Here is a 21,128-nt window from a genome sequence, read left to right as displayed (position 1 = left end):
TTAATTCCTGAGGTTGTAGGCGCGGGCGGCGTTGCCACCCATTATTGCCTGTCGTTCTGCGCTGCTCAGATGTTTCAGCAACATGTCGGTGGTTTCACACCAGCGCTCATAGCTACTGGCCAAGGTGCAAACTGGCCAATCGCTACCCCAGATCAGACGCGATGGACCGAAGGTGTTCAGCAGGTGATCCACGTACGGGCGCAGATCGTCGATCGTCCAGTCTGCTGCAGCCTCGGTCACAAGGCCTGAAAGCTTGCACCATGCATTTGTATCTCGGGCCAAGGCGGTCATGTTGTCGGACCAGTCACCCAAGATTGCGTCTTTGATCAATGGTTTCGACCCATGGTCAATGACAACACTCATATCGGAATGATGCTGAAGAAGTTGCCTGAGCGGGCCCAGGTGTTGAGGCAAGGTCAAGGCATCAAATGTCAGGCCATGCCGTTGAGCTGCCTCGAAAGCGGGCGTTAGCGCGTCGCCTAGCATCCAAAGCGGGTCGGCGATGTCCTGTATCATCGGACGTAGACCGACAAATGCCTTGTGGGTAGCCAACGCGGAAATCTTTGCAGGTGCATCAGCGGCTTCAAAGTCAACCCAGCCCACAACACCTTTGATAAACGCATTCTGATCGGCCAGAGCGAGCATGTATTCGGTCTCGGCCATTGTGGGTGCTGCCTGCACAAGGACCGTGCCATCAATCCCGGCGGCGCTGAGTAGAGGCATCAGGTCGTGCGGTGCAAAATCCCGGTAGATCTCGCTCAGATCGGGCGTCAGCCAGCCATAGTCGCCCCGCGCCAAAGCCCAGAAATGCTGATGCGCGTCGATCCTCATTCGATCACACCTTTTTTCAGGATGATGTTGCCATAGAGCTTTCGTTCACCTGTCTGGATGATGGCAAATGCGTTGGCCGCACGGTCGTAGAATGCAAACCGTTCCAAGCCCTGCACCTTGGCAGAGTTGTCGGCGGACGTGTCGATGATGCGCTGAAAGTCCGCGACTGAGTCAGGCACCGCCTCCGGGTCGCCAACAACCTGCATGGTCAACGCCGGATCAGGAACGAAGGTATCCAAAGGCATCACAGAAAGTACGGCCTTCAACATTTCACTGGCCGTAGACCCATCGGCCCGGATGCAGTCTGGTCCCATGCTGGCGCCCGGAAAATTTGCATCTGCGATAACAATCTCATCACCGTGGCCCATGGCCCTGAGGGTGAAAAGCAACTCCGGCGAAAGGATCGGGTCGATGTTACGCAGCATCAGCTGTCTCGCTTGGCAGTGGCGCGTCGGGTCGGATCAGGCCTTCGGATCGCAGATCCGACCACAGGCCGGGGGGAATGTCACGCTCCATCAGTGCCACATTGGACTGTACTTCGGACGCGTTGACGGCACCGGGGATCACGGTTTTGACGCAGGGGTGGCCCAAAACGAACTGCAGCGCGGCGGCGATCAGCGGGGTATCATGCGCGGCGCAGACCGCTTCGATCTTGCGGACCCGGTCCAGAATATCTTCGGGTGCGTCTGCATAGTTATACTTGGCGCCAGGCACAGCTCCGGTGGCGAGGATGCCCGAATTGTACGGTCCCCCGAGGATGATCCCGACATCGCGCTGCTCACAAAGCGGCAGGAAACTGTCGAGTGCTTCCTGCTCCAGCAACGTATAGCGTCCGGCCAGCAGGAACCCGTCGAAATCCCCCAGCCCAAGAAGCCTTTCGCAAACTTGCCATTCGTTTACACCTGCGCCGATTGCTGCGATTTCACCCGCATCGCGCAGCTCGGTCAAAGCCTTGTAGCCTCCGCCATCAAACAGTTCACGCACCTTGGCGTCCGAAACCTCTTGGCTGCCCTGGCTGAAGACACAGACATCATGGACCAGAAGAATGTCAGAATTGGCGACACCGATCCTGTTGCGGCTTGCCTCGTAAGACCGCATGACGCCGTCATAGGTATAGTCAAATACGATCCGTTTCTGCGGTACATCGACGAAAGCTTCGGGCGTTACTTCATGCGGTTCGCAATCTAGTAACAGGCGACCGATCTTGGTTGAAAGCTGGATGTTTTCGCGCCCGAACCGACCAATTGCCTGCCCAAACCGATGCTCTGATCGGCCAAGCCCGTATTGCGGCGCTGTGTCGAAAAACCGGATGCCTGCGTCATAAGCGGTCTGCAATGCCGCCTGCGCGTCCTCGTCCGAGACTTTGCGGTACAGGTTCCCCAACGGCGCTCCGCCGAACCCCATGCGGGTCAGGGGAACGGGCCGCGTGGTTCGGTTGTTCAGTAATTCTGTCTGGGAAACGGTCATCCTGCCTCGCTATTCAGCTGTGGGGTGAGGTTGAACAGATGCGGCTTCAGTTGCTCCAACTGCTCAATGCGCGGCATCAACTGCCCGAGGTGGGCGCGCATAGCGACCTGCGCGGACTGTTCGTCGCGATTACTGATTGCTTCGAAAATGGCCCTATGTTCCTCTAGTGTCTCGGCAATTCTGCCGGGGGTGGGCAGCAATAGCATGCGTGCGCGGCTGACCTGTAAGGAAACGGTTTGGGCAACGTCGGCGAGGCGGCGGAAGCCTGTAAATTCCATCAGAAGACTGTGGAACTCTTCATCGGCCTGATAAAAGCCTGGGATATCATCATCCATGATCAACAGTTCCTGCAGACGCATGTTGCGGCTTAACCTTTTACGCTGAACGTCGGTTATGTCGCGCGCGACTTTGGCGACAGTTGCAAGTTCAAGCGCTTCACGCAGGAATACGCCTTCGCGGATCTCGTCCATCGAAAAGTAGGATACGCGAGTGCCTGATTGCGGCACTACATCCACCAGCCCTTCCGAGGCCAAACGCGCAATCGCATCGGCCACAGGTGCGCGCGACACTCCCAATCTCTCACACACAGGTGCCTTCCTGAGGTTCGCTCCGGGTGGGAAATCCAGCGAGAGAATCGCCTGCTTCAATGAGTGGTGAACCCGCTGAGCGAGCGGTCCTTCGATCGTTGTGATCTCGGGCAACAGTTCGGCATTAATATCTTGGTGTTTGTTCATACTGCATAAGTTAGCATTCTAACATGTTAGTTGACAAGTAGAGATATAGGATTTAGCAACATTGACCAAGCAAGTGGAGAAGAGATGCGAGCGAACGGCGGCATAAACGTTTTGGAAGAGGCAACTCGCGATGTCGTGAAGCTTAATCCGAAGGACAACATCGTTATTGCTTTGCGTGACTTGCAAGCTGGTGAGCAGCTGGCACATGTTCCCGTGCAATTGGCTGCGCCCGTTACCCGCGGTCACAAGCTTGCCGTGTCATCAATCCAAACTGGCGAGAATATTGTCCGCTACGGTCAGATCATCGGGCAGGCCAAATGCGATATAGCGCCTGGCGAACATATCCATGTGCACAACCTTGGCATGGGGGCGCATCAGCAGGATTATGCGCATGCCAGCGCCAACACCCCGCTGCCTGTTCTGACTGAAAAGCGTACATTCGACGGATACCATCGATCTGACGGTAAAGTGGGAACCCGAAACTACATCGGGATTCTAACCACCGTGAACTGCTCGGGTTCGGTAGCGCGTTTTATCGCCGACGCAGCGGAAAAGACCGGGTTGTTGGAAAGCTATCCCAATGTTGACGGTGTGGTCCCGATTGTGCACGGGACCGGATGTGGAATGTCCAGCAAGGATGAGGGCTATGCTACCCTGTTTCGGACGTTGGCCGGCTATGCACAGCATCCGAATTTCGGGGGTATTCTGCTGATCGGTCTGGGCTGCGAAGTCATGCAGGTGGCAGATCTTGTCGGCGGTCGACCAATCCGCGCTGACGGTGCGCTGCGTTACATGACCATTCAGAACGAGGGCGGAACACGCCGCACTATCGAACGGGGGCTGGCGGAGTTGCGCGGCATCGCCCATCTGGCCAATCAAGCCGAACGCGCCCCGGCTCCGATCAGTGCCATCAAGGTCGGTATGCAATGCGGCGGCTCGGACGGGTATTCTGGGATAACCGCGAACCCGGCGCTGGGGTATGCGTCGGATTTACTTGTGCGCCATGGAGGAACAACGATCCTGTCGGAAACCTCGGAAATCTACGGTGCCGAACACCTGCTGACCCGGCGGGCCGAGACTGTTGAGGTGGCTGAAAAACTGATCGAACGCATCCACTGGTGGGAGGACTACACGGCCCGAAACGGCGGTGAGATGGACAACAACCCAAGCCCAGGCAACAAGCGCGGGGGGCTCACAACCATTCTTGAGAAATCGCTTGGTGCCGTAGCTAAGGGAGGCACCGCGCCACTGCGAGACGTCTACAAATTCGGTGAGATGATCGACAAGAGCGGGTTTGTCTTCATGGACAGTCCCGGTTTTGATCCGTGTTCGGTCACCGGGCAAGTCGCTTCGGGTGCGAACCTGATCGTGTTTACCACCGGGCGCGGTTCGGTGTCTGGATATCAGCCAACGCCCTGCATCAAGCTGGCCACAAATTCCGAAATGTATGCGCGCATGGCAGAGGATATGGATCTGAACTGCGGTGACATCGTGACAGACGGGATCAGCATCGAGAGCAAGGGCGAAGAACTGTTCGAAATACTGATCCGTGTCGCCTCAGGCAAGAAAACCAAAAGCGAGGAACTTGGATTTGGGGGCGTTGAATTCGTCCCCTGGCAAATTGGTGCGGTGATGTAAACCGCTTTGGCCCAAGGGGAGAGGGGCAAATGGGAGGCAACAAAAATAGACTGGTCGAAATGACGGGGATTGATAAGTTTTTCCCCGGCGTGCACGCGCTGAAATCCGTGCAATTCGATCTTGAACCGGGTGAAGTTCACGCGCTGATGGGCGAGAACGGTGCCGGCAAAAGTACGTTGATGAAAATCCTGTCGGGTATTTATCAACGTGACGGTGGGACCTTGAAGATAGAAGGGTGCGAAGTCAGTCCGACAACCCCGCGCGAGGCGCAGGATCTAGGTATTGGGATCATCCATCAGGAACTGAGCCTGATGAACGACCTGACTGTAGCCCAGAACATTTTTATCGGACGCGAACCGCGTAAGAGCTTTGGCCGTTTGGACGAGGCGGCGCTGAATGCGCAGACTGCCGAAATCTTTGCTTCGATGAACCTCAGCCTTGATCCCAAGGCGTTGGTTGGCAGCCTGACCATCGCAAAACAGCAAATGGTCGAGATCGCCAAGGCACTGTCCTTTCGGTCCAAGGTGCTCATCATGGACGAGCCAACAGCGGCTCTGAATGACGCCGAGATTGCTGAGCTGTTCGTGATCATCCGTCGCCTCAAGGCTGAAGGTGTGGGCATCGTTTACATTAGCCACAAGATGGACGAGCTGAAGCAGATCTCGGATCGCGTGACGGTTATGCGCGATGGGGAATATGTCGGAACAGTTGGGGCTGCTGAAACCCCGATCAGCCAGATCATCGCCATGATGGTGGGCCGAGAGGTCAAGGAAGAACCGCTGGACGTGCCCGATCTGGGTGATGCGGAGATGTCTTTGCAAGTCACCGGGCTGTGCCGGAGCAACGAAATTCAGGACGTCAGTTTCTCGGTCCAAAAGGGTGAAATTCTGGGCTTTGCCGGTCTGATGGGCGCAGGTCGTACAGAGGTTGCACGGGCTATCTTCGGAGCCGATTCCAAGGATTGCGGCGAAATCCGGGTACATGGTCAGGTGGTGTCGATCAAATCACCCACCGACGCCGTCAAAGCGGGGATTGGATACCTGTCCGAGGACCGAAAGCACTTCGGTCTCGCCACTGGTATGAATGTACGCGACAACATCGCGCTTGCCTCAATGGACCTATTCACCGGCGCAGGCGGGGTTCTGCACGATGGTGAAATCAGCGACACCGCCAAAAGCTACATCCAGCAATTGGGCATTAGAACGCCATCGGATGTGCAAGAGGTTCGTCTGCTGTCAGGCGGCAATCAGCAGAAGGTCGTCATCGCCAAATGGCTACTGCGCGACTGCGATATTCTGATCTTTGACGAACCCACCCGCGGTATCGACGTCGGCGCGAAATCCGAGATTTACAAGTTGCTGGAAGAACTGGCAGGGCAGGGCAAGACGATCATCGTGATCTCATCCGAACTGCCCGAGATCATGCGTCTTAGCCATCGTATCGCCGTGATGTGCGAAGGGCGGCTGACCGGCATTTTGCCCGGCGGAAAAGACACCACTCAGGAAGACATCATGCATCTGGCCACGCAACGTGCAGCGGCGATGCAGGTAACAGGGACAGTCCAATGACCACAGCAACCGACATCGAAAAGAAAAAGCCACTCTCGGGTCTTGCGGACAGCGGCGCGTATCAAAAGCTGTTGGCCTTTGCCAGTTTGATCATTCTGCTAATCGGTTTTTCCATTGCTTCACCCAACTTCATGCAGACGTCGAACATGATTGCCATCCTACAGGCAACATCGGTCAATGGCGTTCTGGCCGTCGCCGCGACACTGGTTATCATCACCGGTGGGATCGACCTGTCTGTCGGCACACTGATGACCTTTTGCGCGGTGATCGCCGGCGTGGTGCTGACGTATTTGGGAATGCCGTTGCTGTTGGGCGTGGCCGCAGCCATTGCAGCTGGAGCATTCTGCGGGCTTTGCTCCGGTACTTTCGTCGCCAAGATGAAAATCCCGCCCTTCATCGCCACACTTGGGATGATGCTGATCCTCAAAGGCCTGTCGCTGGTGATCTCTGGGACACGGCCAATCTACTTCAATGACACACCGGGCTTTGACCAGATCTCGCGCGGGTCGCTGATCGGAGAGGTCTTCCCATCGCTACCCATCCCCAACGGTGTGCTCATCCTGTTCCTGGTGGCCATCGCGGCTTCGTACATTCTGGGGCGCACAGTTCTGGGTCGTTACACCTTTGCGCTTGGCTCTAACGAGGAAGCGGTGCGTCTGTCAGGCGTGAACACCGACATGTGGAAGATGCGTATTTATGCGCTGGCCGGAGCGATCTGCGGCATCGCCGGTATCCTGATCGCCTCGCGCCTGAACTCGGCGCAACCGGCATTGGGTTTGGGATATGAATTGGAGGCGATCGCAGCCGTTGTGATCGGTGGCACGTCTTTGTCCGGTGGGCGCGGCACGATCCTGGGCACGCTGATCGGCGCCCTGATCATGGCTGTACTGACCAATGGATTGCGCGTGCTGTCAGTCGCGCAGGAATGGCAGACCGTTGTGACCGGAGCGATCATTATCCTGGCCGTCTATGCCGATATGGCGCGACGCAAGAAATCGGGATGACCAAGCAACTAAATCAAAGACCAAAACGACCAACTGGAGGAGAAAACATGTTAACACGTCGTTTCATTCTGGGTGCGCTCAGCGCAGCCACACTGGCAGGTCCCGCCTCGATGGCGGCAGCCGAAGAGATTTACATTCCACTGGTATCCAAAGGGTTCCAACATCAGTTCTGGCAAGCGGTGAAGTCCGGCGCCGAACAGGCAGCAGACGAGTTTGATGTCACCATCACGTTCGAAGGTCCGGATAACGAAACAATGGTGGACCGTCAGATCGACATGCTGGCTGCGGCGCTGGCCAATAATCCAAAGGCAATCGGTTTTGCTGCGCTGGACAGCCAGGCTGCTATCCCGCTTTTGAAACAGGCCAACGAAAAGGGCATTCCGATCATCGCCTTCGACAGTGGTGTTGATAGCGATATTCCGCTTTCAACTGCGACAACGGACAACCTGGCGGCAGCAGGGTTGGCAGCAGACAAGATGGCTGAAAAAATCGGGGGCAAAGGGAAGGTTGCTGTTGTCGCCCATGACCAGACAAGCCGCACAGGTATTGATCGTCGCGACGGTTTCGTCAATCGCATGGCTGAGAAGTATCCGGATATCGAAGTTGTTACGGTTCAGTACGGCCAGGGCGACCACCTGAAATCGACCGAAGTCACCAAGGCGATCCTGACTGCTAACCCTGATCTAAATGGTATCTTTGGCACCAACGAAGGCTCAGCTATTGGTGTTGTAAACGGTGTTCAGGAGCTGGGCACCGAGGGTTTGGTGATCATCGGTTATGACAGTGGCAAGGCCCAGAAAGACGCAATCAAGAGCGGTCTGATGGCGGGTGCGATCACGCAAAACCCTGTGGGCATCGGCTATGAGACTGTGAAAGCAGCGGTTGCGGCTCTGAATGGGGAAGAGGTTCCAGGTCTGATCGACACAGGCTTCTACTACTACGATGCCTCGAATATTGACGACCCGAAGATCTCGGCCGTTCTGTACGACTAAAAGTACTTATTAACACTGTTCGGCCTGCCTTTTTGGTGGGCCGGACAACCAATGTTCATCGTTCAGGTGAATTATGTCAGTTTTTGCGGGGTAACGGCGTTTGGGTCGCAACACCGGTCTGTCGCTGCTCTGCGTATGTCCTTGGTGCGTCGATGATGGGTTTAAGCCTAATTAGCAGAAATTTTGGCAAATTGATTTAATACTCGAAGTCTGGACATAAGCTAACCTGTTGCAGACGATTAACTTTCCAGCTTTCAATCAGCAAGCTCTATACACCAATATGTTACAAGCTATTGACCATCGACGAATGCGCCACCAGCGCGTGAGTGGTTCGCGGTATCGCCGCGTCGAAGGCAAGTTCGTGATCTCTTACAATGGTGATTAATCAGGTCTGAAAGGCGTGACGAAATCCCAAACTGCTGTAAACAAATGCATGAATCGCTATCTATCTAAATACCCCAGCCGATATGGGAATATCTGGGATGCAGGATGCATGCCCGCTCCTACGATGTCTGGTTTGTGATGGCGGTACAGGCTGCGCCAATGAGGTTGGATCGTCACTCTCTCAACACCGTCCTGCAAAGCGATGTCTCTAGAACAACGCTCAGGTTACAAACCGTCGGCCTGACCAGCGGTTTCTCAACCGAGCGAAGGCATGCGTGAGGGTGTGATCGGGCCGACGAAATTGAAATTCGCGAACCATATTGTTCTTGTGGCTGAGCTCTCTTGGCTCGATGGTCTCAATTTCCACCCACAATGCCCCAAGTTTTTTTGTGAGTAGTTTTGCAAAAGGGCGCATATATCTTGCCAGAATGACATTTTCGCAGGAATGGTTCCCGATGACCAAGATCACTCCAGAATTGCTTGAACAAATCCGTGCCCGATTTGCGCAGGTTGACCACTGCCCGCAGCAGGGACCGCGTATTTTCTTTGAAAACGCGGGTGGGGCGCTGACGCTGAATTCGGTTGTGGGCACCTCGCAGGCTTATGCTGCGATCCCTGACAATCAGGGCCGCGACAACCCGGGAAGTCACGAACTGGTGCGGGTAATCAACAAGGCCAAAGAAGATATGGCCGTGTTCATGAACGCCCCCGGTGGCCAGTTCTTTGTCGGTGAAAGCGGGACCGAGCTGCTGTTTCGTTTGATCATGAACGCCTGTCTGGGCACCGCCACTGGTCGGGTACTTGGCACAACGCTGGAACATCCCGCGACCCGAAGCGCTTGCACGCGTTGGGCCGGGGTGGCCGGGCAAGATCATGTTCTGGTGGTCCATGACGACGCCACAGGCACCGTCACCGCAGATGCTTATGCGGCGCAGGTAACGCCGGACACAAAGGTTGCGACTATCGTGCACACCTCGCCGGTGACCGGTATGGGCGTGGATGTAGCGGCTGTGGCTGCCGAGATCCGCGCCGTTGCGCCCAATTGCTTCATCATAATCGACGGTATCCAGCACGCCGCGCATGGCCGGATCGACCTGACCGCCTATGATGTCGATGGCTATGTGATCTCGCCTTACAAGGTGTTCTCGCGCCATGGTTACGGGGTGGCCTGGATTTCTGACCGGCTGACCAAGCTGCCACATAACAGCTTGATCGACGGCCCCGCCGACAATTGGGAAATGGGGACGCGCGATACCGGCTCTTACGCTACAATGTCTGACGTAATCAGCTATTTCGAATGGTTGGGCGCACAGGTCAGCGACGCCACCGACCGGCGCGCAAAATTCGTTGCTGCCGGAGAGGCGATCCATGAGCAGGAAAAAGCGCTGACTGATGCGATGATCCGCGGAACCGGCAACCTGCCCGGGCTGGCCGAGATGGAGAAGGTGACCATTCTAGGCGGTGTCGATAACCCAGCACGCGAGGGGCTGGTGTCACTGCAGGTCGAGGGCGTGCCGTCGGTCGATGTGGTCAAGCAACTGAACGAACAAGGCATCCGTACGCATTTGCGCAAGGCCGATCACTATTCGGGCAACATCCTCACACCGCTTGGCATGGACAGCTGCGTGCGTGTTTCGATGTGCCACTACAACAGCGTCGCCGAAGTGGCCCAGTTTCTGGGTGCAATGAAAACCATCGCCGCCTGAGGCATTTGAGAGGGTAAGCACATGAAAACGCATGCGCAAGCGGTTGTAATCGGCGGCGGCCTAGCCGGCTGTTCAATTCTGTATCATCTCGCCAAGTTGGGTTGGACCGATGTGGTCCTGCTAGAGCGGGACGAACTGACCAGCGGCTCGACCTGGCACGCGGCGGCCAACATTCATGGGCTGCATGACAACAACAATATTACCCGCATCCAGCACTATACGATGAATCTGTATAAAGAGCTGGAACAGGAAACCGGTCAGAGCTGCGGTGTGTTCCAGCCAGGTTCGCTCTATTTAGCGCAAACCGAAGAACGTGAGCATCAGCTGCGCCTGCAGGAAGCCAAGGCTAAATTTTATGGTTTGAACTTCCACGAGGTCAGTCGCGAGCAGGCCAAGGAACTGCACCCGCTGGCGCAGTTCGACGATATCCGCTGCATCATGTATGAACCCGATGGCGGCAATGTGGATCCCTCGGGCGTGCCCCACGCCTATGCTGCCGGTGCCCGCGCCATGGGAGCAACCATAGAACGGTTCTGTCCGGTGCTAGGTACGGATCAGCAACCCGACGGGTCTTGGATCGTGCGTACCGCAAAGGGCGATATTCACACGCAATGGGTGGTGAATGCCGCTGGTCTTTGGGGCCGCGAAGTTGCGGCGCTGGCGGGGCTGACTCTGCCGTTGCAACCGACCGAGCACCAGTACTTCGTGACTGAATCCATCGAAGAAGTTGCCAATCTGGGCCGTCGCCTTCCGTCAATTGCAGACCGGGATGGCGAGTACTATTTCCGTCAGGAAGGCAACGGATTGCTGATCGGGGCCTATGAGAAGGACATGAAGTTCTGGGCCGAGGACGGCACGCCGCTGGACTTTGCCCATGACCTGTTCCCCGACGATTTGGATCGGATCATGGAAAACGTGATCCGCGCTACCGAACGTGTGCCAGTTGCCGCCACCGCAGGGGTCAAACGGGTGATCAACGGGCCGATGATCTGGTCTCCGGACTCCAGCGCCTTGTGGGGTCCGGTGCCCGAACTGAAGAACTATTTCCTCTGCGGCGGACTGATCCCGGGTTTCTCGCAATCGGGTGGTCTGGGCCTGCTGGCGGCGCAGTGGATGATCGAGGGCGAGCCGCAATACGACATGTTTGCATGGGATCTTGCCCGCTTCGGCGACTGGGCCGACAAAAAATTCACCAAGGCACGGGTTGAGGACCAGTATACCCACCGTTTTGCCATCCACTTCCCGAACGAGGAGCGTAGTGCAGGTCGCCCCGCCCGAGTCCGCCCTGCCTATAAAATGCAGAAAGACATGGGCTGTGTCTTTGGTCTGAACTGCGGCTGGGAGCATCCCCTATGGTTCGCCGATCAGCCCGGTGTACAGGAAACCAATGGCTTCACACGCCAGAACTGGTGGGAGCCGGTGGGACGTGAGGTACAGATGCTGCGGGAGAATGTGGGCGTCATCGACATATCGAATTTTGCGAACTACATCATCAAAGGACCCGGTGCGCAAGATTGGCTGGATCGCTTGGTCGCCAACCGCGTACCAACCGTGATCGGGCGGTCTTGCCTGACGCCGCTGATCTCTGTGCGTGGCGGCGTGGCTGGCGATTTCACCATAACCAAGGTGGCCGATGACGAATACATGATGATCGGATCGGGCATGGCCGAGCGCTATCATCAACGCTTTTTCAACATGATCGACCTGCCAAAGGACACAACCCTCGAAGTCGCCACCGACCGCATAGCCGGGTTCAACGTCGCCGGTCCGAAAGCGCGTGACCTGCTGCAGCGGCTGACCAATGCAGACCTGTCGAACGAGGCGTTCCGCTTTATGCGCTCGGCCACAATCGAGGTTGCAGGTGTCACCTGTCTGGCCATCCGCGTCAGCTTTACCGGCGATCTAGGGTGGGAGTTGCACTGCGCCGAAGAAGATCAGACCCGCCTGTACGCTGCGCTTCTGGATGCGGCCAAGCTGCTGGATGGCGGCCCCGTTGGCGGCCGCGCGCTGGGGTCGTTGCGGATCGAAAAAGGTTATGGCTCATGGGGCCGTGAATATTCGCAGGAATACTGGCCGCAAGAGGTCGGGCTGGCGGGCCTGATCAAGCTAGACAAGGATTTCCTGCACAAGGATGCGTATCTGTCGGTCAAGGACAACGCCGCGCGCGAAGTGCTGTCAATCTTCGAGGTCGAAGTCTCCGAGGATGCCGACGCTACCGGCGGTGAGCCGATTTTTACCCCGGATGGTACCCCGGTTGGCCGCGTGACATCCGGTGCATACGGCTATTCGGTCGGCAAATCGCTAGCGCTTGGCTATATAAACCCTGAGGTCGCGCAATCTGGTGATACGGTCGAAGTGTTCATCCTTGGCAAGCCCCATAAAGCGAAAATCCTGTCCGAGCCTCCTTTTGACCCGGATGGAAACCGCCTGCGTGATGTTAAACCGGCACTGGAAGGGGCTGCCTGAGCAGCCCCGTTGCAGGTCAGCGGTTCATGCTGGCGGCGGCGTTTAGCAGCCAGTCCTGAAACAGCCTGACCGACGGTGAAACGGGTTTTTCCTTGAGACGCACGAAATAGGCCCAGGGGCTGTCCAAATCGAATTCGAACGGTTCGATCAGCAGCCCCCGGTCCACATAAGACCCGGCCAAAGAGCGGGGCAGAGCGACGCAGCCCAACGACTGCGCCGCCATCTCCATTGCCAGATTTGAAGCGTTGGTCCGCAGCCCTTCCTTCTGGTTCAGGTCTGCCAGATCAAAATGACGTGCGACCCGTTCCCAATAAGCTGGACGACCCAGAATATGGATCAGAGGTGCCTCTTGCAGTTGCGCCGGATCGGTCAGCTGCGCGCCATTGACTGTGAATTCGGGTGCACACACGACCGCAAGCTTTTCGGCCCACAGCTGCCGTGCGCCCACCGTCACATCGTCAATATGATTGACCGTTATCGAAATGTCCGAGACGTTCGGCTCGACATCAATCCAGACGGTGCCGTGTACCGTCAGGTCGATATCCGGGTGCTGGTCGCTAAAGCCCCGGATTACGTCCGGTAGCCAATTCTCGGCCAGGCTGACCGGGCAAGACACAACGACTTTGCGGGTGTGTGACCGCTGGATGACCGATTGTGTGGCCACGTCAATCTCATGCAGAGCATGCCGTACTGAAGGCAGATACGCCTCGCCCACGTCGGTCAGCGACAATGACCGGGCATGGCGCACGAACAGAGGCCGCTGCAAAAACTCTTCGAGCGAACGCACATGGTTGCTGACGGCCGATTGGGTGCAGTTCAGCTCATCTGCCGCGCTGGTAAAGCTGAGGTACCGGGCGGCGGCCTCGAAGGAGCGCAGGAAGATCAGGTGGGGCAGGTTCATCATGGCGACAGGTTCCTGGGCGAGCGGGTAGGTGGTGCGCCGGGAATTCTGTTTCGCGGCGGGAATTGATCTGGTTCATATGCTACAATGGAGCGGAGCCAAAGCTACAAATTTTCCGGGGCCATTGCCCTCGTATTGTTTTCGTGCTGCGATGGGCAAACACACTTAGGTTTTGGCCGAACCCGAAACCTCATCTGTAGGGCATCGTGACCAACACATTTCAAACTATCGCTAAGTTTGCGCTAAATCGAAGGGTGCAGGATTTTCCCGACAGCGCGCTCGAAGCGGCGGCACTGATGCTGCTGGACACGATGGGGATCACCATCGGGTCCGGACCGATGCAGGCCGGTCAGATCGCGCGTGACAGCGCAGTGGCGCTTTACGGTGCGGGCGATCCGGGCCTTAGCGCACGGATGCTGTTCGATGGCCGCAAGGTTAGCGTTGCCGGCGCTGCTTATGCCGCTGCGACTCAGACCGATAATCTGGATGGCCATGACGGCTATAACCCCACCAAGGGCCATATCGGTGTTGCCGTTGTGCCGGCTCTGGCGGCTTTGGCGGAAACGGTCGCGGATTTTTCCGGCCCCGAGGCGTTGGCGACCGTAACTATTGGATACGAAATCGCCGGGCGCGCCGGGATTTCGTTGCATGACACAGTCAGCGACTACCACACTTCCGGCGCATGGAACGCGTTGGGAGTTGTGGCCGTTGCCGCCCGTCTGCGCGGGCTGAGCGCGGAACAGATGCGGCAGGCCATGGGCATCGCCGAATATCACGGGCCGCGCAGTCAAATGATGCGCGAGATTGCCAACCCCACCATGCTGCATGACGGCTCGGGCTGGGGCGCGCTGGTGGGTGTATCCTCGGCAGTGCTGGCCGAGAAGGGATTTACCGGCGCGCCGGCGATCACAATAGAGGCGGATGAGGTCGCGCATCACTGGCGGGATCTGGGCAGCTTCTGGCAGATGGAACATCAATATGTGAAGCCCTATCCGATCTGTCGTTGGGCCCATGCAGCGATCGACGCCACCAGGGCGCTGATGCGTGAATATGGCCTGTCTCATCAGGACATTGCCGCGATTCAGGTGAACACTTTCCACGAAAGTGCCTGCCTGTTTCAGGGTATGCCGGATGACACTTCGAAGGCGCAGTATTCGCTGCCCTTCGCGGTGGCGACGATGGTGGCGCACGGCCGTATCGGGGTCGAGCATATCACCGGCGCGGGCCTCTCCGATCCGCTGGTCGCGGCGATTGTCGACCGTATCTCGGTGGCCGAGACCGCGCGCCATTCCGACCGCTTTCCTCAAAGCCGCGTTGCTGATGTCGTCATGACCCTGACGGATGGGCGGGAACTGGCGTCGGGCGACGTCCACGCGCGCGGCGGGCCCGAGGCACCCATGGACCGTGACGAAGTGATTGCCAAGTTCATAGAGTTCGCCACACCACCGCTGGGGGTCAGCCGTGCCGCCGCCATACGCGACGCGGTTCTGGGGTTGCAGTCGCCGGACGCCAAATTCTCGGATCTCGGCGCGCTGATTTATGACGCCGCTGACAACCGCTGAAATCAGGACAACAAAAATGCCGCTAAGGCTGCTGAAATACGGGCTATCCGCCGATTACCCTGTCACCGGAGACATTCCGGCCACGCCAGAGCTTAAATCCAGTTACGATGTGGTCATCGTAGGTGGTGGCGGCCACGGACTGGCCTGTGCCCACTACCTATCAAAGTATCACGGCATCACCAATGTGGCTGTGCTGGAAAAGGGTTATCTGGCGGGCGGCAACACCGCGCGGAACACCACTACCATCCGCTCGAACTACATCACCAAAGAGGGCATCGCGTTCTACAAGGAAGGTGTGCAGCTTTACGGGAAGATGAGCGAAGAGCTGGATTTCAACGTCATGTTCAGCCAGCGCGGTCAACTGACGCTGGCCCATACCGAGGCGACGCTACGCTCGTTCCATCTGCGGGCCGAGATGGGTAAACACGCGGGCACCCGGATCGAGGTAGTTGATGCGCAGACGGTCAAGGACCTGTCCCCGCATCTGAATATGGATGAGGGCGGGCCGCTGGAAATCATCGGCGGTTTGTGGCACGCCGATGGAGGCACTGCGCGGCATGATGCGGTGGCCTGGGGCTATGCAGCGCAAGCCAGTAGGCGCGGGGTGGAAATTCATCAACGTACCGAGGTTGAAGGGTTCGACACTGCCGGTGGCAAGATCACAAAAGTGCGCACCAATCGCGGTGATATCAGTGCCGCGCAGGTGATGATTGCTGTCGGGGGCATGAACTACGACATGGCGATGAAAGCCGGGGTAGAATTGCCGATCCGTTGCTATCCGTTGCAGGCGATGGTTACGCAGCCGCTGAAACCGTGGCTGCACACGCTGGTCAGCTCGGTCAGCCTGCACACCTATCTGGTGCAGTCTTCGCGAGGCGAGATCGTGATCGGCGGTGGCTCGGACCCTTATCAGCTGTATTCCACCCGCTCGACACTGGACATGAAAGAACATCTGGCCGAAGGCGCGGTACATTTGTTCCCGTTCCTGCACGGGGTGCGTCTGCTGCGACAATGGGCCGGGATTACCGACATGACGCCCGATTACTCACCCATCATGGGTGCCAGCCCATTGTCCAACCTATGGCTAGATTGCGGTTGGGGCACTTGGGGGTTCAAAGCCACTCCGGTGGCGGGCAAATACATGGCGCAGTCCATCGCCAACCAGAAGGTCGCGCCGATACTCGAACCCTTCACAATGGAGCGTTTCGCCACTTTTGATCTGCTCAATGAAATGGGCGCAACTGCCGCGAGCCACTGACATGAAGATCCTGATCTGCCCGATGAACGGGCCCCGCAACATCAATGAATTCCAGAGCTTCGGCCCCCTGCGCGCCAACCCCGACCCGGATGCAACCAGCGATCAGGACTGGGCGCGTCACCTGTTCCGCGCCGACAATTCACGCGGAACGCTGGTGGAATGGTGGCGGCACGTGCCCTCGAACTATTTCTTTCTGGCGGAGCGCAACGCCACCACGAACGAGGTGATCCGCACTTTTGACCCCTCAGAGCTGGAGCAAAGGTGATGGCCCGACTTCCCGCACCCTGGGGCAACAGGATCAACCGAGATGCGCCGGTATCGTTCAGCTTTGAAGGGCAGGCGTTTCAGGGATACGAAGGTGATGTGATCGCCTCGGCTTTGGCCGGGCAGGGGAAGTGGATGCTGTCGCGCTCGTTCAAATACCACCGACCGCGCGGTGCGATGTCGATGGCGGGCACCGAGGCCGATACGCTGGTGCAACTGCCCTCGGACCCGAACGTGCAGGCCGACCGGCATCCGATTTCGGCAGGGCTGCAAGTTACGGCGCAGAACGTCAACGGATCACTGGCGCGAGACCGCGACGCATTCATGGACAAGCTGGGGCGATTTATGCCGGTGGGGTTCTATTATCGCACCTTCATGGGTCCGACGCGCAATAGCTGGTTGAAACTGTGGGAGCCGCTGATCCGCAAGAAGGCTGGGCTGGGCGTTCTGGATATCAACGCCCCGCATGAAGACTACGAAAAGGCCAACCTGTTTTGTGACCTGCTGGTCGTCGGCGCGGGGCTGGCCGGGTTGACCGCCGCCATCGAAGCCGCCGAAGCCGGAGCTGACGTCATTCTGGCCGAGCAGGAGCCGGTCTTGGGCGGTGCGCTGACCTATGGCCGCGATGCCAACAGGTTGTCCGACCTACTGGCGAAAGTGCAAAGTCTGCCGAACTTCCGCATCATGACCGGTACAGTGGTGAACGGCTGGTTCGAGGACAACTGGCTGCCGCTGATCCGGGGCAACAAGCTGTTCAAGACGCGCGCGCGCGAGGTTCTGCTGGCCACCGGCTGCATCGAACAGCCCACGATCTTCCGAAACAATGACCTGCCGGGCATCTTGCTGGGCACTGGTGCGCAACGGCTTATGCGGCACTATGGTGTGAAACCGGGCAAGCGCGCGGTGGTACTGGCCGCCAATCTCGACGGTTATCGGGTGGCGCAGGATCTGTTGGACGCAGGCGTAGAACTGGCGGCGGTGGTTGATCCGCGCCCCGGCGGCAGCGGCGGCGAGCTTGGCCAGCAACTGTCAACAAGGGGGACGCGTGTCATTCACGGCACCGTGGGCGAGGCGCGTGGCAAGACCCATGTCGCCGGTGTAAAGGTCGGCGGCGACTGGCTGGATTGCGATCTGTTGGTGATTTCGGTCGGCTATGCGCCAATGTGGCAACTGCCCTGTCATGCTGGCGCGAAACTTGGGTACAATGAAACGGCGGCGCGGTTTTCCCTGTCTCTGCCAGACGCTCCGCTGGGCATTGCCGGGGGTGTTGCCGGGGTCTTTGCGCCTGATGCGGTGGTGGCCGATGCGCAACGCGCGGCACAGACGGCGTTGACTCGTCTGGGGCTGCCAACCCGCGACATCGCGCAGGTCGAAGATGTCGAGGCTGCGTTGACGAATTTCGAACCGGCAATCGCCGGGCATCCCAAGGGCAAGGATTTTGTCGACCGGGACGAGGATATTCAGATCAAGGACCTGCAAAACGCGGTTAAGGAAGGCTATCGCGAGCTGGAGCTGATCAAGCGCTTTACCACAGTTGGTATGGGGCCGTCACAAGGGCGGCACTCGGCGCTGGCCACCGCCCGGGTGGTGGCCAAGGCGACCGACCGCACCATCGGGCAGATCGGCGTGACTACCGCCCGTCCGCCCTTTGGCCCCGAAACGCTGGGCGTGCTGTCTGGTCATCATCACCCGGCAGAGAGGCGCACCGCGCTGCATCACGAACATATCCGGTTGGGGGCGGACATGCGCCCGGTCGGAGCGTGGTGGCGGCCTTATTTCTACGGCCCCAAACAAGACGCCAAGCGCCTTATCGAAGAAGAGGTGCATGCGGTGCGCAATGGGGTCGGCGTGCTGGATGTTTCAACTCTGGGCGGGCTCGAGGTGCGTGGCCCGGATGCGGGCGAATTCCTCAACCGCATTTACACCATGGCCTACAAAAAGCAGCCTGTGGGCCGTTGCCGGTACTGCCTGATGACAAACGAAATGGGCACGGTGATCGACGATGGCGTGGCGTATCGGCTGGCCGAGGATCTGTTCTATGTCACCGCCACCACCGGGGCCGTGGCGCGGGTTTATTCGGATATGTTGTTCTGGAATGCGCAGTGGCGGTTGGATGTGGATGTGCTGAACGTCACCTCGGCCTTCTCGGGCTTCAACATTACCGGTCCCAAGGCGCGCTCCGTGGTCGAAGCGCTGGACAGCGACATCGATTTCTCGCGCGATGGATTTGCCTATCTCGACGGGCGTAGCGGCATGGTGGCCGGGGTGCCGGTGCGCGCCATGCGGATTGGGTTCACCGGCGAGTTGAGCTACGAGCTGCACTGCCCCACCAGCTATGCCAACACCCTGTGGGATGCGGTGATAGCGGCGGGTCACGCGCACGAGTTGCGCCCTTACGGGCTGGAAGCCAGCCGGATTCTGCGGTTGGAGAAAGGCCATATCCTGATTGGTCAGGACACCGACGCGCTGACCTCGCCGGATGAGCTGGGGTTCGAATGGGCGATCTCGAAGACCAAGCCGTTTTTTGTGGGCAAGCGCTCAACCGAGATGCGCCGAAACAAAGGCCTGCCGCGCATGCTGGTCGGGCTGACATTCGACGGGCCAGATGTACCGGGGGAAAGCTGTCTGGTACTGAGGAATGATGTACCGGTGGGGCATGTGACCTCGGTCCTGTGGTCGCCGACGCTGAACATCCATATCGCGCTGGCATATGTGCATGGTGATGACGCTACGCAAGGATCGCAGGTCAAAGTGAAGTGCCGCAATGGCAAGCGCGTCGTAACAACTGTGCGCGGCCACACCTTTTTTGATCCTGAAAACAAACGGCAGGAGGTGTGATGATGCGAACCTATCCGCTTGATCCAAAGGGCGCTGCTGAAGGCACACCACTGGTTTCCGGGCAGATTATCGTGCAGGACCTGACCCACACGCCGCGTTTTGGCCTCAAGGGCCGAGGCACCGTGGCGTTTTTGCAATCGCGGGGCCTGAAGGTGCCAGACGTCAACGAAACCGCCGATGGCCTTATGCGTCTGGGTCAGGAAGAGGTGGTGGTACTGGATGCGCCTGCCGACCTGTATGCCCGGTGGCAGGTCGCCGCCACGCCAAAGGGCTATTATTCCTGGCGCGAGGAAACCTGGGCCATGATGCACCTGACCGGCCCGCGCCTGTTCGATCTGCTGGCCAAGATTTGCCCGGTCGACCTGTCGCCCGGTGCCTTTCCAGTGGGAAAGATCGCCCAGACCCGCGTGGGCTATGTCGAGGCAATCACATGGCGCAACGACCGCAAAGGTGTGGGGTTCGATGTCCTTTTTGACATCGCCGCCACTGCTTTTTTCGCCAACGCGGTAGCCATTGCTAGCGCCGAGTTCCAACCGGAGGTACCCGCATGAAATACCCCACCGTGATCTTGCACACCGATAACCCCGACGCTGCCCGTGCGGTTCTTGCTGAGGGTCATCCCGATCTGCCGATCCGCACCTGCGACAGCTACGAGGCGCTCACGGGTTTGATCAAGGATACAGGGGCCGAAGTTGTCTATTCCGTTCGCTTTGCGGGCACCCCCGGCTTTCCACGCGCAGCACTGGTCGAGAACCCGCAAATCAAATGGGCTTCGGTCGGCGGCTCGGGCACCGATCACCTGAACCCTTGGAACCCTGATGAGGTAACGGTGACAAATGCCGCCGGGGTCGCCGCCGATATGATGGCACAATATGCGCTGGGGGCGATGCTGCATTTCACGCTGGATTTCCCGGGCTTTCGTGCCGCGCAGGCGCGGCGGGACTGGATCGGCGGCAAAGTCGAGCCCATCGACAGCAAGACGGTGCTGATCATCGGCCTTGGCAAAACAGGAGAGGCTGTTGCGGCACGATCCAAAGCTATGGGGCTGAACACAATCGGTGTACGGGCCCGCCCGAAACCGACCCCCAACGTGGACGAGGTACACGGGATGGAGGCTTTGCCTGATCTCTGGCCACGCGCTGACTTTATCGTCGTTTGCGTACCACTGCTGGACAGCACGCTCGGTCTGGTCGGGGCGGAGGCTTTTGCCGCCATGAAACCGACGACGGTGATAATCGACGTCTCGCGAGGTGGGGTAATTGACGAAGCACCTCTACTGGCCGCGCTGGAACAGAACCGGATCAGAGGCGCGGCGCTGGACGTGTTCGTTACCGAACCGCTGCCTCAGGGGCACAGGTTCTGGGAACTGGACAACGTGATCGTCACACCGCACTGCAGCTCGGTCTATGACGGCTGGGATCTGAAATCGGTCCGCATGTTTTCCGAGAACCTGATGCGCTATCGCAAGGGCGAGGTGCTGAACAACATCGTAAATCCACAACGGGGATACTAGGT

The 21,128-nt window shown here is 58.3% G+C and carries 17 protein-coding genes; 12 read left to right on the top strand and 5 right to left on the bottom strand.

Annotated features, from left to right (window positions below; translation table 11 throughout):
* From ACR0MJ_RS09730 to ACR0MJ_RS09715, 4 genes are read right to left on the bottom strand one after another with little or no spacing between them, the layout of a single operon-like run.
* Complete coding sequence (locus ACR0MJ_RS09730) at positions 1-831, bottom strand: amidohydrolase family protein (protein WP_170407434.1); 831 nt, start codon at positions 829-831, stop codon at positions 1-3.
* Positions 828-1,256, bottom strand: coding sequence for an RbsD/FucU domain-containing protein (locus ACR0MJ_RS09725; protein WP_170407431.1), 429 nt, complete (start codon positions 1,254-1,256; stop codon positions 828-830). The genes ACR0MJ_RS09730 and ACR0MJ_RS09725 overlap by 4 nt, the downstream gene beginning before the upstream one ends.
* On the bottom strand, positions 1,246-2,298 hold the full coding sequence (locus ACR0MJ_RS09720) for an aldo/keto reductase (protein ID WP_170407428.1): 1,053 nt from the start codon (positions 2,296-2,298) through the stop codon (positions 1,246-1,248). The genes ACR0MJ_RS09725 and ACR0MJ_RS09720 overlap by 11 nt, the downstream gene beginning before the upstream one ends.
* Positions 2,295-3,032: a GntR family transcriptional regulator gene (locus ACR0MJ_RS09715; RefSeq protein WP_480760832.1), complete on the bottom strand. Its 738-nt coding sequence runs from the start codon at positions 3,030-3,032 to the stop codon at positions 2,295-2,297. Before ACR0MJ_RS09715 ends, ACR0MJ_RS09720 begins: the two co-directional genes overlap by 4 nt.
* An 84-nt stretch (positions 3,033-3,116) precedes the next feature.
* Between ACR0MJ_RS09715 and ACR0MJ_RS09710 the strand changes: the two genes are divergently transcribed.
* The 6 genes from ACR0MJ_RS09710 to ACR0MJ_RS09685 all read left to right on the top strand — a co-directional run bounded on the left by ACR0MJ_RS09710 (position 3,117) and on the right by ACR0MJ_RS09685 (position 12,790).
* Positions 3,117-4,670 carry a UxaA family hydrolase gene (locus ACR0MJ_RS09710; protein ID WP_480760831.1) on the top strand — a complete coding sequence of 518 codons (1,554 nt, stop codon included), beginning with the start codon at positions 3,117-3,119 and terminating at the stop codon, positions 4,668-4,670.
* 29 nt (positions 4,671-4,699) lie between these two features.
* Complete coding sequence (locus ACR0MJ_RS09705) at positions 4,700-6,238, top strand: sugar ABC transporter ATP-binding protein (RefSeq protein ID WP_480760830.1); 1,539 nt, start codon at positions 4,700-4,702, stop codon at positions 6,236-6,238.
* The gene (locus tag ACR0MJ_RS09700; RefSeq protein ID WP_480760829.1) at positions 6,235-7,242 is read left to right on the top strand and encodes an ABC transporter permease; all 1,008 of its coding nucleotides are present in this window, start codon (positions 6,235-6,237) and stop codon (positions 7,240-7,242) included. The genes ACR0MJ_RS09705 and ACR0MJ_RS09700 overlap by 4 nt, the downstream gene beginning before the upstream one ends.
* A gap of 47 nt (positions 7,243-7,289) precedes the next feature.
* Complete coding sequence (locus ACR0MJ_RS09695; RefSeq protein ID WP_170694956.1) at positions 7,290-8,234, top strand: ABC transporter substrate-binding protein; 945 nt, start codon at positions 7,290-7,292, stop codon at positions 8,232-8,234.
* A gap of 839 nt (positions 8,235-9,073) precedes the next feature.
* Complete coding sequence (locus tag ACR0MJ_RS09690) at positions 9,074-10,324, top strand: aminotransferase class V-fold PLP-dependent enzyme (RefSeq protein ID WP_170625609.1); 1,251 nt, start codon at positions 9,074-9,076, stop codon at positions 10,322-10,324.
* 21 nt (positions 10,325-10,345) lie between these two features.
* On the top strand, positions 10,346-12,790 hold the full coding sequence (locus ACR0MJ_RS09685) for a GcvT family protein (RefSeq protein WP_480760828.1): 2,445 nt from the start codon (positions 10,346-10,348) through the stop codon (positions 12,788-12,790).
* 16 nt (positions 12,791-12,806) lie between these two features.
* Here the strand turns inward: ACR0MJ_RS09685 and ACR0MJ_RS09680 are convergent, their stop codons facing one another.
* Positions 12,807-13,694: a LysR substrate-binding domain-containing protein gene (locus ACR0MJ_RS09680; protein ID WP_170394131.1), complete on the bottom strand. Its 888-nt coding sequence runs from the start codon at positions 13,692-13,694 to the stop codon at positions 12,807-12,809.
* A gap of 203 nt (positions 13,695-13,897) precedes the next feature.
* On the opposite strand from ACR0MJ_RS09680, the gene ACR0MJ_RS09675 reads away from it, so the two are divergent.
* From ACR0MJ_RS09675 to ACR0MJ_RS09650, 6 genes are read left to right on the top strand one after another with little or no spacing between them, the layout of a single operon-like run.
* A complete protein-coding gene (locus tag ACR0MJ_RS09675; protein ID WP_480760827.1) occupies positions 13,898-15,253 on the top strand; it encodes an MmgE/PrpD family protein in 1,356 nt (451 codons plus the stop codon).
* 16 nt (positions 15,254-15,269) lie between these two features.
* Positions 15,270-16,511: an FAD-dependent oxidoreductase gene (locus tag ACR0MJ_RS09670; protein WP_480760826.1), complete on the top strand. Its 1,242-nt coding sequence runs from the start codon at positions 15,270-15,272 to the stop codon at positions 16,509-16,511.
* Position 16,512: 1 nt separating this feature from the next.
* Complete coding sequence (locus ACR0MJ_RS09665; RefSeq protein ID WP_170407402.1) at positions 16,513-16,776, top strand: sarcosine oxidase subunit delta; 264 nt, start codon at positions 16,513-16,515, stop codon at positions 16,774-16,776.
* On the top strand, positions 16,776-19,613 hold the full coding sequence (locus tag ACR0MJ_RS09660; RefSeq protein WP_480760825.1) for a 2Fe-2S iron-sulfur cluster-binding protein: 2,838 nt from the start codon (positions 16,776-16,778) through the stop codon (positions 19,611-19,613). The genes ACR0MJ_RS09665 and ACR0MJ_RS09660 overlap by 1 nt, the downstream gene beginning before the upstream one ends.
* Complete coding sequence (locus ACR0MJ_RS09655) at positions 19,613-20,164, top strand: hypothetical protein (RefSeq protein ID WP_480760824.1); 552 nt, start codon at positions 19,613-19,615, stop codon at positions 20,162-20,164. Before ACR0MJ_RS09660 ends, ACR0MJ_RS09655 begins: the two co-directional genes overlap by 1 nt.
* The gene (locus ACR0MJ_RS09650; RefSeq protein WP_480760823.1) at positions 20,161-21,126 is read left to right on the top strand and encodes a D-2-hydroxyacid dehydrogenase; all 966 of its coding nucleotides are present in this window, start codon (positions 20,161-20,163) and stop codon (positions 21,124-21,126) included. Before ACR0MJ_RS09655 ends, ACR0MJ_RS09650 begins: the two co-directional genes overlap by 4 nt.
* Positions 21,127-21,128 lie beyond the last annotated feature (2 nt).

It is taken from the genome of Ruegeria sp. C6 (genome assembly GCF_056537625.1).
The sequence above is the reverse complement of the archived record's forward strand: the minus strand, read 5'-3'. Positions and strand labels throughout refer to the sequence as shown.

Bases quoted from the DNA above. Each gene is read 5' to 3' on its own strand.
- ACR0MJ_RS09730 (WP_170407434.1), bottom strand. From the start codon at position 831: ATGAGGATCGACGCGCATCAGCATTTCTGGGCTTTGGCGCGGGGCGAC.
- ACR0MJ_RS09725 (WP_170407431.1), bottom strand. From the start codon at position 1,256: ATGCTGCGTAACATCGACCCGATCCTTTCGCCGGAGTTGCTTTTCACC.
- ACR0MJ_RS09720 (WP_170407428.1), bottom strand. From the start codon at position 2,298: ATGACCGTTTCCCAGACAGAATTACTGAACAACCGAACCACGCGGCCC.
- ACR0MJ_RS09715 (WP_480760832.1), bottom strand. From the start codon at position 3,032: ATGAACAAACACCAAGATATTAATGCCGAACTGTTGCCCGAGATCACA.
- ACR0MJ_RS09710 (WP_480760831.1), top strand. From the start codon at position 3,117: ATGCGAGCGAACGGCGGCATAAACGTTTTGGAAGAGGCAACTCGCGAT.
- ACR0MJ_RS09705 (WP_480760830.1), top strand. From the start codon at position 4,700: ATGGGAGGCAACAAAAATAGACTGGTCGAAATGACGGGGATTGATAAG.
- ACR0MJ_RS09700 (WP_480760829.1), top strand. From the start codon at position 6,235: ATGACCACAGCAACCGACATCGAAAAGAAAAAGCCACTCTCGGGTCTT.
- ACR0MJ_RS09695 (WP_170694956.1), top strand. From the start codon at position 7,290: ATGTTAACACGTCGTTTCATTCTGGGTGCGCTCAGCGCAGCCACACTG.
- ACR0MJ_RS09690 (WP_170625609.1), top strand. From the start codon at position 9,074: ATGACCAAGATCACTCCAGAATTGCTTGAACAAATCCGTGCCCGATTT.
- ACR0MJ_RS09685 (WP_480760828.1), top strand. From the start codon at position 10,346: ATGAAAACGCATGCGCAAGCGGTTGTAATCGGCGGCGGCCTAGCCGGC.
- ACR0MJ_RS09680 (WP_170394131.1), bottom strand. From the start codon at position 13,694: ATGATGAACCTGCCCCACCTGATCTTCCTGCGCTCCTTCGAGGCCGCC.
- ACR0MJ_RS09670 (WP_480760826.1), top strand. From the start codon at position 15,270: ATGCCGCTAAGGCTGCTGAAATACGGGCTATCCGCCGATTACCCTGTC.
- ACR0MJ_RS09665 (WP_170407402.1), top strand. From the start codon at position 16,513: ATGAAGATCCTGATCTGCCCGATGAACGGGCCCCGCAACATCAATGAA.
- ACR0MJ_RS09660 (WP_480760825.1), top strand. From the start codon at position 16,776: ATGGCCCGACTTCCCGCACCCTGGGGCAACAGGATCAACCGAGATGCG.
- ACR0MJ_RS09655 (WP_480760824.1), top strand. From the start codon at position 19,613: ATGATGCGAACCTATCCGCTTGATCCAAAGGGCGCTGCTGAAGGCACA.
- ACR0MJ_RS09650 (WP_480760823.1), top strand. From the start codon at position 20,161: ATGAAATACCCCACCGTGATCTTGCACACCGATAACCCCGACGCTGCC.